Source organism: Enterococcus sp. DIV1421a (genome assembly GCF_051711025.1).
Lineage (GTDB): Bacteria > Bacillota > Bacilli > Lactobacillales > Enterococcaceae > Enterococcus_B > Enterococcus_B hirae.
In genome coordinates this window covers 2,178,037-2,194,796 of sequence record NZ_JBIOLU010000001.1, presented here as the reverse complement: position 1 = coordinate 2,194,796, position 16,760 = coordinate 2,178,037, and the positions used below count along the sequence as shown (strand labels likewise).

At 38.6% G+C, this 16,760-nt stretch carries 13 protein-coding genes; 8 read left to right on the top strand and 5 right to left on the bottom strand.

Annotated features, from left to right (window positions below; genetic code table 11):
- The first annotated feature begins 207 nt into the window (after positions 1 to 207).
- The 6 genes from IGK21_RS09955 to IGK21_RS09930 all read left to right on the top strand — a co-directional run bounded on the left by IGK21_RS09955 (position 208) and on the right by IGK21_RS09930 (position 8,808).
- Positions 208 to 1,734 carry a M60 family metallopeptidase gene (locus tag IGK21_RS09955; protein ID WP_232088597.1) on the top strand — a complete coding sequence of 509 codons (1,527 nt, stop codon included), beginning with the start codon at positions 208 to 210 and terminating at the stop codon, positions 1,732 to 1,734.
- A 249-nt stretch (positions 1,735 to 1,983) separates the two neighbouring features.
- Entirely contained in the window at positions 1,984 to 2,448 is a 465-nt protein-coding gene (locus IGK21_RS09950) for a PTS sugar transporter subunit IIA (protein WP_034698959.1), read from the top strand.
- Between the two features lie 71 nt (positions 2,449 to 2,519).
- Positions 2,520 to 3,947: a PTS fructose transporter subunit IIC gene (locus IGK21_RS09945; protein WP_034698962.1), complete on the top strand. Its 1,428-nt coding sequence runs from the start codon at positions 2,520 to 2,522 to the stop codon at positions 3,945 to 3,947.
- On the top strand, positions 3,947 to 4,810 hold the full coding sequence (locus IGK21_RS09940; RefSeq protein ID WP_034698965.1) for a ketose-bisphosphate aldolase: 864 nt from the start codon (positions 3,947 to 3,949) through the stop codon (positions 4,808 to 4,810). Before IGK21_RS09945 ends, IGK21_RS09940 begins: the two co-directional genes overlap by 1 nt.
- Before the next feature lie 270 nt (positions 4,811 to 5,080).
- Complete coding sequence (locus tag IGK21_RS09935; RefSeq protein WP_181918615.1) at positions 5,081 to 5,851, top strand: DeoR/GlpR family DNA-binding transcription regulator; 771 nt, start codon at positions 5,081 to 5,083, stop codon at positions 5,849 to 5,851.
- Positions 5,852 to 6,057: 206 nt separating this feature from the next.
- On the top strand, positions 6,058 to 8,808 hold the full coding sequence (locus IGK21_RS09930; protein WP_034698967.1) for an endo-beta-N-acetylglucosaminidase: 2,751 nt from the start codon (positions 6,058 to 6,060) through the stop codon (positions 8,806 to 8,808).
- Between the two features lie 177 nt (positions 8,809 to 8,985).
- Here the strand turns inward: IGK21_RS09930 and IGK21_RS09925 are convergent, their stop codons facing one another.
- Together IGK21_RS09925 and IGK21_RS09920 are read right to left on the bottom strand one after the other, a co-directional pair.
- Positions 8,986 to 10,173 carry an MFS transporter gene (locus tag IGK21_RS09925; RefSeq protein WP_034698987.1) on the bottom strand — a complete coding sequence of 396 codons (1,188 nt, stop codon included), beginning with the start codon at positions 10,171 to 10,173 and terminating at the stop codon, positions 8,986 to 8,988.
- Positions 10,174 to 10,191: 18 nt separating this feature from the next.
- Positions 10,192 to 10,470, bottom strand: coding sequence for a hypothetical protein (locus tag IGK21_RS09920; RefSeq protein ID WP_010718697.1), 279 nt, complete (start codon positions 10,468 to 10,470; stop codon positions 10,192 to 10,194).
- A 193-nt stretch (positions 10,471 to 10,663) separates the two neighbouring features.
- Here IGK21_RS09920 and IGK21_RS09915 point away from each other — a divergent pair, with 193 nt between their 5' ends.
- Positions 10,664 to 11,320, top strand: a complete 657-nt coding sequence (locus tag IGK21_RS09915) for a Crp/Fnr family transcriptional regulator (RefSeq protein WP_010738044.1) — start codon at positions 10,664 to 10,666, stop codon at positions 11,318 to 11,320.
- A gap of 116 nt (positions 11,321 to 11,436) precedes the next feature.
- Here the strand turns inward: IGK21_RS09915 and IGK21_RS09910 are convergent, their stop codons facing one another.
- Genes IGK21_RS09910 through IGK21_RS09900 form a run of 3 tightly spaced genes read right to left on the bottom strand, consistent with a single transcriptional unit; the run spans position 11,437 to position 14,712 of the window.
- Positions 11,437 to 12,234 (bottom strand): TPM domain-containing protein, encoded by a 798-nt coding sequence (locus IGK21_RS09910; protein WP_034699002.1) that lies wholly within the window; start codon positions 12,232 to 12,234, stop codon positions 11,437 to 11,439.
- On the bottom strand, positions 12,231 to 13,442 hold the full coding sequence (locus IGK21_RS09905) for a TFIIB-type zinc ribbon-containing protein (protein WP_181915090.1): 1,212 nt from the start codon (positions 13,440 to 13,442) through the stop codon (positions 12,231 to 12,233). The genes IGK21_RS09910 and IGK21_RS09905 overlap by 4 nt, the downstream gene beginning before the upstream one ends.
- A gap of 22 nt (positions 13,443 to 13,464) precedes the next feature.
- Complete coding sequence (locus IGK21_RS09900; protein ID WP_010718693.1) at positions 13,465 to 14,712, bottom strand: SPFH domain-containing protein; 1,248 nt, start codon at positions 14,710 to 14,712, stop codon at positions 13,465 to 13,467.
- Positions 14,713 to 15,009: 297 nt separating this feature from the next.
- Here IGK21_RS09900 and dnaX point away from each other — a divergent pair, with 297 nt between their 5' ends.
- Positions 15,010 to 16,758, top strand: coding sequence for a DNA polymerase III subunit gamma/tau (gene dnaX, locus IGK21_RS09895; RefSeq protein ID WP_034699015.1), 1,749 nt, complete (start codon positions 15,010 to 15,012; stop codon positions 16,756 to 16,758).
- Positions 16,759 to 16,760: the final 2 nt, after the last annotated feature.

Sequence of the window (16,760 nt, the reverse complement as noted above, 5' to 3'; positions counted from 1 at the left end):
AGCAGACTATCTGATAAGGGTAGTCTGTTTTTTTTGTGTTTTCTGTTTCTGATAATCAAAAAATGGTCACTAAAAATTTATCATACCATATTTTTTAAAGTTCTGATTTTCATTATTTCCTTTCGTTGGAAAAAAACGACAACATTTATAAAATAATGCATGTTAATGTTATATTATAAATAAAAAATAACATTAAGGGGTGTTAATATGAGTAAGAAGAAAGCAATGATCTTGGGGTCTTTACTGTTCAGTATGGTTATTTTATCAAATGACCTAAATGTTGAGGCAACAGTAAATGAACCGACTATTGGGACGGAAGTCGTTCTTTCAGAGCGAAGTAATGAAAACGTTTCAACGGTTTTGAATGCTTATCAAAGTGAGGATGTTGAGAGTTATCGGGAAGAAATCGGTAATTGGTTTGGTCCTAGTAGCAATCAATCTACAGGGATCTATAAACGTAAAAATGATACGATCGAAATTTATGTAGATGAAACGGCGCAACAACTACCGACGTATACGATTACCAGGGCTAGTCTGAAAGATTATCTCGAAGGGGCAACGAAAGGGAAACGACTAAATAGAGGAAGAAACGTCATTTCCGGTACTCAAGAAGGTGTGATCCATATCCAAAATGAATCCACTCGCATCACGCAACAAAAAACGAGAATTGAAATACGTGGTGGTATAACAATTCCACGTTTTATTCTAGGAAAAATGACCAATAAAGATTGGCAGAATGAAGTAAGAAATCATTCAAATGCACCTGCTTATGAATTGGTCAGTGATCGAGTTTTGGTTACAGGATCCGACAAAACAATTAATTATGTGAAGGACCCAACTAAAATTTTAACAACGAAAGAAAAAGTAATTGATCTTCACGATCAAACAGCCGGACTAGATAATAGCGCTACAATCCATCGTCAACCAACTGGCTTAGTTCAACATATGCGTGAAACGAGTGCCAGAGAAGATTATATGTACGCGTATGAACAACATACTGGTTTTAATTATGCAGATGGAATGAGAGTCTTGTTAGATCCAGACGGTTCCTCACAGTGGGGGATTTGGCATGAATTAGGTCATACCTATCAAATTGATGATATGGGTTGGGAGGATATGACCGAAGTGACCGTGAATATCTTTTCGATGCGGGTACAAAAAGCATTAGGACAGCGTAGTCGTTTAGAAGAAGATCGCGTATATACGGATATTTTCAATTATTTGAATCGAAGTCAATCGAAAAATTTTGATAAACAAGATGAATTTGTTCGACTAGGAATGTTTTGGCAGTTGGAATTAGCATTTGGCAGCGACTTCTATCCTAAACTACATCAGTTATACCGTGAAGAAAGTCCACAGCTATGGACAGAACAAGACAAGCGACAACATTTTATCTTATCTGCTTCAAAGATCAGTAACAAAAATCTAACGCCATTTTTTGAAAAATGGGCTATCGAAGTTACTGCTGATACTAAAAAAGAATTAGCAAGACTACCAAAATTAACGAAGAAAATCTGGGAATATCGTGATGAAATGAAAGGTGATGTAGGAAATATCACCGATGATGATAATAACAATGGCAACACGGAAGATCCTTCAATTGAAACTTGGGATAAAGATAAAGTGTATGTTGCTGGGGATATTGTCATGTATAAAGGTGTAAAATATCGTGCAAAATGGTGGAATACCGATAAAGTTCCTGGAGAAACGATTGACTGGGAAAGAATTGATTGATCATCAATAAACACAACGTATTTTGATTGTAACGGTCAAAATACGTTGTGTTTTTTTATATAAGTAAGGCCTGAAACACATGAATCTCTAATTTTGATGAACGCTATCGATCATTTTTTTGACTGATTTTTTAAAAATTTGATCCATTTTTCGTTATTCGTTCAAAGCATTGAATGGCTGAATTAGGGATGCTATACTTGCCACAGTTATTAGAAAGCGTTAACAAATAGTGAAAGGAGGCTATATGGAGTGGAGATTAGTCAACTGATTTCAGAAGAATTGATTCTTTTCGATGACTCAATTCGATCAAAAAAATCATTATTTGAATGTATCGGTACTACACTTGAAACCACACATAGAGTAAAAAGTGCAAAAAAAATAATCAAAGCATTATTCAAAAGAGAAGAGGAAGTGCCTACAGGGATTGAAGCTGGATTTGGTATCCCACATGCTAAAAGCAAGGCTGTCATTACACCAACCATTTGTTTTGTTTGTAGCAGCCAGATTACAGAATATCTTGGCTTAGATGGGGAGCCAATTGCATATACTTTTGCAATCGTGGTTCCTGCAAACGCTGCTGACAGTCATCTTGAGATTCTCAGTGCGTTGTCAAGGCGATTAATTGATCCAAACTTTAGAAAACAAATCAAAGAAGCAAATTCAGCCTCAGAAATTATGACCGTTTTAAAAAATGAAGAAAAAGCAATCCGTTAAATGAATCATCGAATAATGTCACACGCATCAACTGAGACCGTTATTGAATAAGCAGATAGGGGAGAATAACGATGAAAATAATTGGTGTAACCGCATGTCCTACGGGAATTGCGCATACGTATATGTCCGCTGAGAAATTAGAAGGGACTGCTAAAAAACTAGGCCATGATGCAAAGTTTGAAACGCAAGGAATCAAAACGGAAAATAGGTTAACTACAAAAGAGATTGCTGAAGCAGATGCGATTATTCTAGCAGTTGATAAAGAAATTGATATGCAACGTTTTACGGGTAAAAGAATCAAAAAAGTTTCAACGAGTCGAGCAATTAAAGAACCAGAATTGGTAATTGATGAAGCATTAAAAGGGATCAATACGTTAGAAATTGCTCAATCAGTTGAACAAACAAAAGTCACGAAACAAAAAGCCACACTTTATAACCATTTTATGAGTGGTGTGAACTATATGTTACCGTTTGTGATTGCGGGCGGAATTATTATCGCATTAAGTTTTGCTTTTGGGATCACTGCAGCGGATCCTAAATCAGCTGACTATAATGTCCTAGCTGCCGCATTTTCTAGAATTGGCGGAGACACCGCTTTTGCCATGATGGTGCCAGCTTTAGGGGCAGGGATTGCGACCTCTATCGCGGGGAAAGCTGGCTTTGCACCTGGGATCGTGGCAGGGCTACTGGCATCTACTGGTGGTTCTGGATTTCTTGGAGGAATGATCGGGGGGCTGTTAGCAGGGTATGTGACAGATTTTCTGGCAAATAAAATTCCTGTAAAAAAAGGTATCTTAGCGATGTATCAATTGATCGTCGTTCCGTTAATATCTATCTTGATCATTGGTTTAGCAATGGTTTTTGTAATAGAACAACCCATTTCGTGGTTATTAGAAGTATTAACCAATTGGTTGAATAGTTTAGGTAATACTTCCGGATTAATGTTTGGCTTGATCATCGGCGTGATGATGGCAGCTGATATGGGAGGGCCGATCAATAAATCGATTTCAACTTTTTCCATTGGTTTGATGTCTGCCGGAGTCAATGCACCGATCGCAGCATGTATGGCAGCTGGAATGACCCCACCACTGGGGATCGCTTTAGCCACACTGTTGTTCAAGAAAAAATTTACGAAAGAAGAACGGACTTCTGGTCAATCCTGTTGGGTGCTTGGTGCTTCTTATATTACAGAAGGAGCGATTCCCTTCGCAGTTTCAGATCCGATTCGAGTCATTCCGAGCTTGATTCTTGGCTCTGCTACTGCAGCGGGTATCTCAATGGCTGCCGGTGTCACATCCATTGCTCCTCATGGTGGGATTTGGGTCATGCTGATACCTAACGTGATCAATCACCTACCCATGTATTTGCTAGCGATTGGTGCTGGGACAGTAGTTACGGCTCTTTCACTTGGATTATTAAAGAAATCAAGCGAAGAACAAGTCGGAAATGAAGAAAAAATAGTGAAGCAAGAAAAAATAATAAATGAGGTGGAAGTATAATGTTATATACAATGAAAGAGTTATTGAAAGTAGCTAAAGACAATCAATTTGCGGTTCCTGCTTTTAATATTTGTAGTTATGATATGTTAAAGGCAATCATGGAAGAAGTAGAACGGTTAAATGCACCAGTGATTTTAGAGATCCATCCCGATGAGATTGCTTACTTGAATGATGAATTTGTTGCTGCTGTTCGAGCTTATGCGCATAAAAGTAAAGTACCTGTAGTGATCCATCTTGACCATGGCGGTAAAGTAAGTGATGTGTTACGGGCTATCCGCAATGGCTATACCTCGGTTATGATTGATGCCTCCTTGCAATCCTTTGACGATAATATAAAGATAACTAAAGAAGTGGTGGCTCTAGCTCACGAGGTAGATGTGTCAGTCGAAGCAGAAATTGGTACGATTGGGAATAATGGGTCAGCAGAAGGTGGGGCAGCTAATATTATTTACACAGATCCTGAACAAGCAAAACAGTTTGTTGAAGAAACGAATATTGATACATTAGCTATCGCTATTGGAACAGCACATGGCTTATATCCTAAAGATAAAACACCAAAACTGAATATCGAGTTATTGAAAGAATTGAATGAGACCATCGATTTGCCGTTTGTTTTGCATGGTGGTTCAGGAAATCCGGATAAAGAAGTAAGCGAAGCAGTTAAATATGGTGTAGCTAAGGTCAACCTTAGTTCGGATCTAAAAAGTGTCTTTTTCGATGCTTTAAGAGAAATATTAAATGAAAACCCGGAAATGTATGAACCGAATATGATCTACCCTTATGCGAATCAAAAAGTACAGGAAGTAGTGAAACATAAAATGACGATCTTAAACACGATCGATCAAGCCAAGTGTTATAAATAAGACGAATTTCTCACCGTTTATTCGTTTTAGAGATACTAAAAGAGACCGAGACAAGTTTTGACTCAGTCTCCAATGAAATCGAAATCGAGTGGTCATGAAAAAATGCTCAGTATTTCTAGGAATAAGCCAATGAATCGCTAATTTTAGTTGTTTCGGCTGATGTCCTATAGCGAAGCATTTTCATTCTAACCGCTCGATTCTGTTTTTGGATGTAGGTGGAGGCATCTTTGTTTATGGTAAAATAAAGCGAAAGAGAAAGGAGTGGGGAAGATGTTAAGTGACGTAGAAGAGCGACAACAAACGATTGTCAATCATTTGAAAATCAACCAATTTGCCAGGATTACTGAATTGATCGATTTAGTAAATTACAGTGAAGCGACAGTGAAACGAGATCTTGTTGTCTTAGAACAAAGTGGTCTGATCCGAAGAGTCCACGGTGGGGCTATGTTAGTAGATAATCAGAAAATCGATGTACCATATATGATGAAAATCACCCATTTAGAGGAAGAAAGTGAAAAACGTTATATTGCGGATATTGCAGCTAATTTGATCAAAGATGATATGGTTTTATTTTTAGACTCTAGTACAACTAGTTTGCATTTAGTTCGAAATTTAGGTCGATTTGAGGGGCTGCAAATCATTACGAATGGGGTCATTACTGCTGCTATACTAAGTGAATTTACTTCAGCAAAAGTATCGATCGTCGGTGGTAAAATCGTTCAAAAACGAGCAACGATCAACGGAGCAAAAGCGTATAATGATATTTTGACTTATGCTGCTGACCTTGCAATCATCAGCTGTCGAGGATTTGATTTTAATCAAGGCGTGACGGAAACGCATGAAGGAGAAGCGTTAGTAAAAAGAGCGTTTCGTAAACAAGCCAATCATTTGATGGTGTTAGCTACACAAGATAAATTAGAACAACGCTTCATTCATCAAGCAATTGCTAGTCATGAAATCGATTATTTAGTGACCAGTCAGAAATTAACGAACGAACAATTGAAAAAAATCCATGAACACCACACAGAGTGTTTTTATTAATCAGAAAGACCAATAAAAGTGTATGTTCTCATAAAATTCATTCATTGATAACACCTATAATTTGTATCAAGAAAGCTATAGTTTGTTCATGTACACCCTTTTTGGTAAGCGCTATCATAAATTATGGAAGATAATAATTAAGAAAGGAGTAGCGAGTGGACAGTTGCAGCAAGCGATTAGATAAGAACAAATCATAGGAGGTAGCGATGAAGAAGTTAGAAGGTACTTTAGCTGGATTGTTGGTAACGGTGATGATGGGAATTGCACTGAAAGAACCGGTCGTTTATGCACAAGTAGATGCCACAAATCCCGAGGTAAGGGTTTCGATGGATAATCAACCGGAGTCCTCTTACTGGTTCCCTGATGAATTGCTTAAATGGACGTTTGATCAGGATACAGATGCGAAATACAATGTTAGTGTTGAGCCTTTAGCCACACGAGTGGAGAAATCGCACTTATTAAAATCGAATACTACCCAAAACGAAAAGATGAAGGTTGTCGCACTTTCGATCATGAATAATAGCACTAGTGGAAATGCACCAAGAGGGAGCAATCAGTTTGATGCAAATGTTTTTTCGAATTGGCAATATATTGATCAATTGGTTTATTGGGGAGGCTCAGCTGGCGAAGGTATTATTGTTCCGCCAAGCCCAGATGTTACCGATGCGGCGCACAAAAATGGTGTGCCTGTTTTAGGTACGATCTTTTTTCCGCAAGGGGCCCATGGCGGAAAAATCGAATGGTTGAATACCTTTTTAGAAAAAGATGCTCAAGGTCATTTTCCAATCGTGGACAAGATGATCGAAGTCGCCCAAAGATATGGGTTTGATGGATGGTTCATCAATCAAGAGACAGAAACCAATCTAACGAAAAAGCACGCTGATTTAATGAAAGAACTGATTGGGGAATTTAAACAAAAATCAGCTGGAGCGTTAGAGGTTATGTGGTACGATTCCATGACAAGTGATGGGAAAATGGATTGGCAGAATGCGTTGACTGATCAAAACCAAGATTATTTAGTGGATGCTGATTTGAATCCAGTAGCAGATAGCATGTTTTTGAATTTTTGGTGGAATACCTCTAGCTTAGCAGGCCAAGATCTATTGCGTAAATCAAAAGAAAAAGCAGAAAGTTTAGCCATTGATCCCTATGATTTATTTGCGGGAATCGATGTCCAAGAAAAAGGGTACGATACACCGGTCAGATGGGATTTGTTTACGGATAAGAAGGGAATACCCTATACTTCACTAGGGCTTTACGTCCCAAGTTGGACCTATTCTTCTTCCAATGATCCAATGGACTACCAACAAAAAGAAGAAAAATTCTGGATCAATGAACAAGGGGATCCTACTAAAAGTACACTACCAACCGGCACAAGTTGGCCTGGAATCTCTACTTTTTCGGTTGAACAAACCGCTATTACGCAATGGCCTTTTATCACCAATTTCAATGTTGGAAATGGTTACAGCTATTTTAGCAATGGGCAACAAGTTTCAACAAATGAATGGAATAATCGAAGTCTCCAAGATATCATGCCGACTTACCGCTATATTATCGAAGAAGGAGCTGGCAATAAATTAGCTGGTAGTGTGGACTATACTACTGCTTTTAATGGTGGGAGTTCCTTGGCTTTTAAAGGAAAACTTGCGGAAAAAGTAACAAGTAAGATCAAACTGTATCAAACAAAAGTCAAAGTCGAGAAAAACATGTCATTTACGACGACAGCCAAAGCATCTGATCGAACCACGTTGAAACTAGTGTTAGGTTTTGCTGATGGTACATTTGAAACGTTTAATGGCAATAAAAAAATAGGGAATGACTGGACAACGGTTTCTTATCCTTTGAATAAAGCAACTGGAAAAGAAGTAACGTCGATTGCCTATGAGGTAACCTCAGCAAAAGCAAATGAGAATTATGAGTTATTCTTAGGTCAAATTTCTGCGACACCTAAAAAAGTGCTGCGTCCAACAGCAGTCAATGATGTTACATTCGATGATTTGTCATTTGACGAAGAAGCAATGTTTGCCGGGATCAGATTATCTTGGACTAGTCCACAAGCAGATCGCATCAAACATTATGAAATTTACCGAGTTCTAGACGATGGAACACGTGTCTTTATCGGAGCCACACCTGCTGAGAATTATTTTATCAATGGCTTAGAACGTCAAAATGCAACAGCTACAGCTATCGAAGTTGTGCCAGTTGATATCTATGGCAACAAGGGTGAACCTTCCAGACCAATCAGTTTTGACTGGCCACCTGTTCAGTTACCACGTGCTTCCTTTACTGTCTCAAAAACTTTGGTAGCGCCAGGAGAACCGATCACTTTCACGAACACCTCTTCACGAAATACCCAAAGCTTAAAGTGGACATTCAAAGGTGCTGATGTAGAGTCAAGTACGGAAGAACAGCCTCGTGTCACTTATTCAAAAGAAGGAAGCTACGATGTAGAATTGACAGCGATCAATGAAGCAGGAGAAACGACAACTGAAATGAAAGGGATCGTTACGGTTACCAAGAATGCCCAAGCTGGTCTGAGTTTATTATCTAAAGGTGCCAAAGCAGAAGCCTCTTCATATGTGAATGAATCAGAGGCACCAAAGTTTGCTGTCGATGGTGATCTTGGAACAAAATGGTGTGCTGTAGGGAGTGCCCCACATACCATCACGATTGACTTAGGAACAGCTAAATTGATCAGTGAAGTGCGCATGGCTCATGCTTCTGCAGGAGGAGAAAGTGTAGGCATGAATACCAAAGCTTATACTATAGAAGTGAGTGCAGACGGAGAAAATTTCCAAGAAGTTTCGCGAACAACTAATAATACGCAAGGTTCAACGCTAAATACCTTTGCAGCAACGACTGCCCGATTTGTAAGAGTCATCATCGATCAACCAACTCAAGGCGCAGATACAGCTGTCCGTCTTTATGAACTAGAAGTTTATGGGTTAGCAGAATAAAAGTTGAGTGATTGTTTCTGAACAAAAAGGAGTTCTGACAGAAGTATCTATTCATGAAAATAAGCCGAAGAATCCAAAAATAGTTTCTTCTATCTTTGGATTCTTCGGCCAATGTTTTGCTAGAGGTGAATACTTCAACACCTTTTATTCGTTTCTTGAATCAGTTTCAGTTCATCACTAATTCCATTCAAGTTTTGCTGAGTGGCTCTTTTTTTTATTATAAATGATATAGAGAACTGTACAGATCAAAGGAATGATACCAGAAACAATGTATAATCCTCTAAATGACGTATAAGATTTCAATATTCCCATCAAGTAGGGGCCAACACCTAGACCTAGATCTAATCCGATGAAGTAAGTTGAAAGAGCGATACTGATACGGTGTTCTTTGACGATTTTCAAACAAACTGCTTGTCCGTTTGACATGAAAGTCCCGTAACCTAAACCAACGAGTGCGCCTGAAATAAGTAAGGTGATGCTGTTCGTTGTCGCACTTAGTAGAAACAAGCCAGCAGTCAAGAACAAATAGCTAGGATACATGACATACTGTTCACCTTTGGCATCAAAAATACGTCCCGTCAATGGGCGAGTGAAGGTAATAACTAACGCATAGACCACAAAGAAAAAGGAGCCTGCAGCGACTAAATGAATGACTTTCGTATAAGAAGACAAGAAGGACAAAACACTTGAATAAGAAAGACCCATTAAAAAGGCGATTCCTGTAATGAACAATGCTTTTTTCTCAATGAATCCATGGATACTCCAAGATTGTAGTGATTTTCTTTGAATATCAGATAAATCAATGTTTTTGACTGGGAACATCAGACAGGCAATCGTTACAAGAAAAACTAAAACGATAGAAAACCAAATAATAAAATGAAAATCAGTCAGATTAAGCAAGATCATTCCTAAAAAGGGTCCGATAGCAGCAGCTAAACTAGTACTTAAACCATAATAATTGATCCCTTCTCCTTTTTTTGATTCAGGAATATAGGCAGTGACGATCGCATTGGTTGCTGTCGAAACGGTCCCGTAGCCAAACCCATTTAAAAAACGTACCAGATATAATACGCCGATCGTTGGGGTGAAAAGATAGGCTAAAGTAGAGAGTAAATAAAAAATCGCTCCACCACGCAAAGTAAACTTGCGCCCAAATAATTCAAGTTGTTTACCCATAAATAAACGAGCCAATAGTGTACCTATGATGTAGATACCAGAAGCAAAACCTGCTTGGCTCATACTAGCATGTAAATCATCTTGAGCAATAACGGCAATAATGACCATCAGTAAATAATAAATTAAATAGACAATGAAATTAATAAGAGTGATTCCGATAAAATGTTTATTGAATAATTTTTTTTCCATTTGCTTTGTGTTTACCCCTTAATCTGAATAAGCTTTTAATTTTTGGATTTGTACTTCAACATCGTGGTAATTTGATGGGTAGCGATCGACCAATTGACGAATGAACAAGTCTCGAGTCGTCATAAATAATTCTAAAAATTCTTCTAATTCATTCGATGGTTTTTCATCGACTGCTTTGATCAATTCAATCGAATTTTGGTAAGCATCATTTAAGAAAACCAAAGAAGCTTTCATGTCAAATCTTGTTTGATATGCTGTTTCAAGTCGATTAATAATTGTTTTCATCCAGTAGTTCATATTTTTTTCCTCAATTCTTTCATTTTTTTTACATTCGCAGTATAACGAAACGAAAAGAAGAAAAAAATCACAGACATAATTTAAAATGGTACTTAACAAATGTTAATATCATTAGTAAAATACCTTTGGGCTTTAAAATACTTAGAAATCTTGTATTATTTTTTTAGATAAATGTTTGGATGGGGGAGCATGATTGGACAGCAGAGTGCTAAAGGAATATTTAGAGAAAAATCAATTTCCAATTGTACGAAAAAGATATCATAAGTATCTAACTTTTGAAGGAGTAGAGGATTGTTACACGTATATTTTAAAAGAAGGCACGGTCAAAGCAAGTGTCATCTCGAATGATGGTCGTGAGTTCAACTTGAGGTATATTAAAGATCTAGAGATTGTTTCACTTTTAAAAGATGAATATTCGCAGTTTATTGATTCGCCGTACAATATTCGGATTGAATCTGAATATGCAGAATTTTATCGAATCAATCGAGTGAAATTTTGGGAACATATCAATGAAGATCCAAAGATGCAACATTATGTAAAAGAGTACTATCGTTATCGTTTACTGTATTCCATGAAAAAAATGCAACAAATGCTTTTAAATGGGAAATTAGGTGCCGTATGTACGCAACTTTACGAGTTATATGATTTATTTGGGGTTCGGACAGAGGAAGGCATGATGATCGATTTTGTGATCACTAATGAAGAAATCGCCAAGTTTTGCGGAATCTCTACCGCTAGTAGTGTGAGTAGGATCTTAAAACAACTGAAAGAAAATGGGATAATCACCGTTAAAGATCATCGGATCATTATCACCAATATGGATTTATTAGAAGACAATATTATCTTTTAAACAGGATCAGTGGAAAACATAAGATGCTTCCTTCATGTAGTTGTATCAGCTTTAGCTGACGACAATGCATGAAGGAAGCATCTTAATTTATGGATGATTGTTCCTATTGTGGTGCTTTAAAAGCTTCGACCACCACCACCGAAAGTCCCGCCACCGCTGGAATGAGTCGTACTTCCGCCACCGCCGCTGCCAGGAGGTGGGCTTTTTGGAATCCTGCGTGTAGTGACAAAGGAGTTGGTTAAGCGATCTGTTTTATCCGTTAATTTTACGTTTGATTTTTCTCTAAATGGGTATTTATAAGTTCCTGATTTCAACTGATACCTCGAAACTGTTACAAAGTAGAATACGAGGCTCAATGCCAGGGCTAAGATAATAGAAATCACTATTTCAGTCGTCGTCAACACTTTATACCGCTTGATCTTACCAGTCTCTTCATCAATTTGATAATGTCCTCCAGGAACTCCAGCTTCTACATATTCTGAAGTTTTAGTCAAATAGGCTTGTGCTGCTGCAAAATAAGCCGAATTCGTCATTTGGTCGTAGACATCATCTAATGTGTCATTGATCCGAGCATCATCAAGATAATCGATCATATTACCAGAAGTTGAAATGTAAATCTCACGTTGCCCCATATCTAACAACAGAACAGCCCCATTTTGATCATTACCGATCGCATTTCTTAAGTAATCATCTGCAAACGTTCGAGGTTCTTCTGAGTTGGAAGTCGTCGTTACGATAAAGATTTGTCCTTTGATCTTCTCATCGATAGGCTGGATTTGTTGCTCTAAAGATTGGATCTGCTCTTGCGTGAACAAACCAGCTTCATCGTTCACTGCGGGTGTAGCAGCGTCAACGGAAGAACTCCAAAAGAAACCGAATAGGACTAGAAAGAAAAGTAAAATTCTTTTTTTCATATCAAGTATCCTCCAATCATAAAGAGGATCGCCAATACAGCAAAGATTCCAAAAGCCGTCAAGCCCAGTTTTTTATGACTGATGGGTAAAACACCGCTGACTTTACCTGTTTGACCATTCATGGCGTAATAATAGACTTTCTTATTGGCATCACTACTGCGATAAGTGACTAACCATACCGGTAAAAGAACATATTCATTATTCTCACTAGTGATATCTGTCGAAGTCCGAACATTGGTCAATGTGGTATAACCATTTGCGGTGTCACGTAACAATTTCTCGGAGTAATCTTGCAGTTCATCTTGCACTTGTGATTTGATTGCTTCATATTCGATATCTCGTTTTTCTGCTTGAAACCCTGCCAGATACTGACTTTTGAAGTCAATTGCCTTGTTCAAAGGAAACGGTTGGACTGCTTCCACCATTTTTTGTTGGGTATTCTTGGACAATGCATTTTTTACTAGTTCTTTAAAGGAAAGTGAGCCTTCTCGATGAACAGCAAACTGTTTGGTTTCTGTATACTCGATGTCACCCACTCGCCAAATACGAATCACTGTTCCGGTCGCTTGCATAGAGCCGTCAACGGTTGCATCCGTTGTCCAATAAGGAAAATAAACGCCAGTTAGTTTGTCGATTTGGTCTTTGTTGAAAAATTCTTTGGGTACAAACCATTTTTTCTTTGTCCAAGCTAAGAATTTTTCGACCGCCTCTTCTTTTTCGACTGCAAACGGTAAGACTTTATTTGGCAGTAATTTTCCACTTAACCGTCCGGATAAAACAACTGGATTGTGACAATAGTAGCAGTAAGTAGCAGCCGTTGTTGCATCGGTCACGATCTCTGCTCCACAGCTTGGGCAAAGAAATAGTTCCATCGTTGCTTCTGTTTCTTCTTCCACTGATTCAGCTGGTGTTGCTTGATCGCTAGGATCAGAAAAACCACCAGCTTCTTCAAACGCTTTTCGTTCTGCTTCATCCATCTGCTCCAACTGTTCATCTGCAGTAAAAGTAAAATCTTTTTCAGAATCTTGTTGGGAGGGCGGTTGATTTTCTGAGTGAATCCCTCGGGCTGCTTTTTGTTCTTGTTCGTACTGACTGACTTCTTCCTCAGTGTAAACATTTAAACAATAGTCACAGTGGAATTTTTGATCTTTTGGATCAAACGTGAGAGGACCCCCACAGTTTGGGCATTTATGTGTAAGAACGTCCATTCTATCCACACCTTTCTAAAACTTAGTCGAGTGGGATTCCTTTGAATGGTTTTCCACAATTTGGACAAAACTTAGGGATACCATTTGAAAGATCGACCACTTCGTTACATTCACTACATTTCATTTGTAACTTTGGTTGGACATTTGCAACTGGCTTGGCTGCCCCACAGTTAGAACAGAATTTTCCCGTATTTTCAGTTCCGCAGACTGGACATGTCCAAGTATCATTGCTCCCTTGAGCGGTTTGTTGGTTTTGTTTTTCAGCTTGTTGTTTGATTTGTTCCTGGTTATTTTGTGCTGCTTGTGAAAGGTAAGAACCATTAGCATTCATTCCCATTCCCATGCCCATAAAGCCAGTCATCGCGCCGGCATCATTTTTACCAGCTGCTTCCATCCCACGAGCAATCGAACCTTGAACATAGCCTTCACGGACACTTGGATCTCCCAACATCGCACCTTCATTACGCATATTGATCAATTTCACTGAATCATCTGTGTAAGAAATACTTGCTACTGCGACAGAAACGATTTCCATACCACGTAATTCATTCCAAGATTCATCTAAAACATTGCCCATGTATTTACTTAATTCTAAGCTTTTTGATGGAACATAAGAAATGCGCTGACCATCAGCAGACATTTGGTTAATCGCAGCTTGAAGAGCTGTTAAAAATTCTGCCAGATACTGCTCATTAATATCTGAGATTTCTACTTGCGTTTTGTTTTTAGGAATAGCGTTGGTATAAAACAAAATTGGATCAGTAATATGGATCGAATAAGTACCATGAGCTCGTAAGAATAATTCAGCATTGTAAAAATTGTCAAAATAGTTCAGTGGCGCACTGGTACCAAACTTGATTCCTTTGATTTCTTGAAGATTGATATAAAAGACTTGTTGCTTTTGAGGTGTCACGCCACCGAATTTAAAACGTTCAAAAGTTTCTGCGATCGCACCTTTCAATGAACCATTGAACATGGAAGGAGCAGAGTCATTTTTGATCGTATAGTAGCCTTCTTCGGCAGTATAATCAATGATTTTACCACCATCTACAAGGAGCATCATCATATTCGGATAGACATGGACAACGGTTCCGTCAGTTAGAACATCCTCTGTTCCTTTACGATTGGAGCCACGTTTATCATCTTTACGTACTTTCACACCTTTTGTCATAACTGTTGTATCGCTCATATCCGCTGGTTCGATTACTTCGATCCATTGATCTGCTAATCCACCGCCGATCATGCTTGTTGCTGCTTTGATAAGACCCATAAAAAATTCCTCCCTTTATGAATGTTGATTGTTAAATGAATGACTCTATTATACCATAGGAGCAATGAAAAACTCTCAGACGGAAGATGGATATTAGCTGTTTAGCTGATTTTCTTTCAGTTGCAAAAAGCAAGGAAGATCGAGAAAGCTGTTTGTGAGTATTTATTTGAAAGAATCGGGGAATACACAAGTAACTACAAACGACAAATCATGATTCTTCTCATAACTATAGTAGTTTTTTTTAGCAAAATCACGTATAATAAAAGATAGTGAATTTTTCAAAAAAGGGGGATCTTCATGGCATATCAAGCACTCTATCGTGTCTGGCGTTCACAGCGTTTCGAAGACATTGTCGGGCAAAAAGCGGTGACACAGACGTTGAAAAATGCTATCGTTTCCCATAAAACTTCTCATGCTTATCTATTTACAGGACCACGAGGAACTGGTAAAACGAGTGCAGCTAAAATTTTTGCAAAAGCTATCAACTGTCCGAATAGTCAAGATGGAGAACCTTGTAATCATTGTGAAATGTGTCAGTCGATTACAGCGGGAACACAAGAAGACGTGATTGAAATCGACGCAGCAAGTAATAACGGAGTCGAAGAAATACGTTTTATTCGAGATCGAGCGAACTACGCACCGACAAAAGCAACTTATAAAATCTATATCATAGATGAAGTGCATATGCTTTCTACCGGAGCGTTCAATGCATTGTTGAAAACTTTAGAAGAACCTAAAGAAAATGTTATTTTTATTTTAGCAACAACCGAGCCACATAAGATACCAGCAACGATCATTTCCAGAACACAACGCTTTGATTTCAAACGAATCAATGCAGCAGATATCGTTGAGCATTTGGCATACATTTTAAAGCAATCAGACGTACAATATGAAGAACCAGCACTAGGGGTTATTGCTCGAGCAGCAGAAGGCGGGATGCGTGATGCGCTAAGTATCATGGACCAAGCGATTTCTTTTAGTAATGGGATCGTAACTGTGGATGATGCGATGCAAGTTACCGGTAGTCTAACCAACGAGATGATGGATGAATTTTTAGGCGCTTGTGTGAATAATGAAGTGCCCAAAGCGTTAGAATCATTAACAGATATCTTAGCTGCTGGTAAGGAAGCACGGCGCTTTTTAGAAGATCTTTTACAGTATTGTCGTGACTTACTGATGTACCAACAAGCACCAAATCTCGTAGCAGAACGAACAACTTCACTTCGAGAACCATTTGTCGAACTAGCAAAAGAAGTACCTGCACCTCGACTTTTTCAGATGATCCATATTTTGAGTGAAACACAAAATGAGATTCGTTTTACTAATAGTGCTACGATCTATCTGGAAGTAGCAACCGTCAAGCTAGCTCAAGCTTCTGGTTCAGCTGCTCCTTCAAGTAGTAACCAAGCAAGTGAAGTAGACAGTCAGTTAATTAATCAGCTACAAGCAGAGATCAAAGAGCTGAAAAAAGCGATCAACGAGATCAAAACGAATGGGGGAACCCCTTCAACTACTGCCAAGCAAACACAAGCTCCTGTTCAAAAGAAACAAGCAAGTACGTATCGGATACCAACTGAACGAGTGTATCAGGTTCTAAGAGAAGCGACCAGAAAGCATTTGAATGAAGTCAAAGAAGTCTGGGACGATTTGTTGATGAGTTTGTCTGTGACACAACGAGCGATGCTTAAAGCAAGTGAACCAGTTGCGGCTAGTCCTACTGGGTTAGTCATTGCGTTTGATTACGAGATCGTTTGTCAACGAGCTGCTAACGACGAAGAATTACAGTTGGCGATCCATAATAATTTAAGTCGAATGATCAAAGACTATGCACCAGATTCAGTCTATATCACGAGAGAAAGCTGGCCAACGATCCGCAAAGACTATTTAGTCCAAGCAAAAGACGGGAGTAATGATGATTCTTTTGCTCCGGAAGATTCAGATGAAGAGATCGAACTGATCCCTCAACAAGCACCAAGTGAAGAAACGATCGTCACGAAAGCCGAAGAAATCTTTGGCACAGATGTTGTGACAATCATTGATGATTAAAT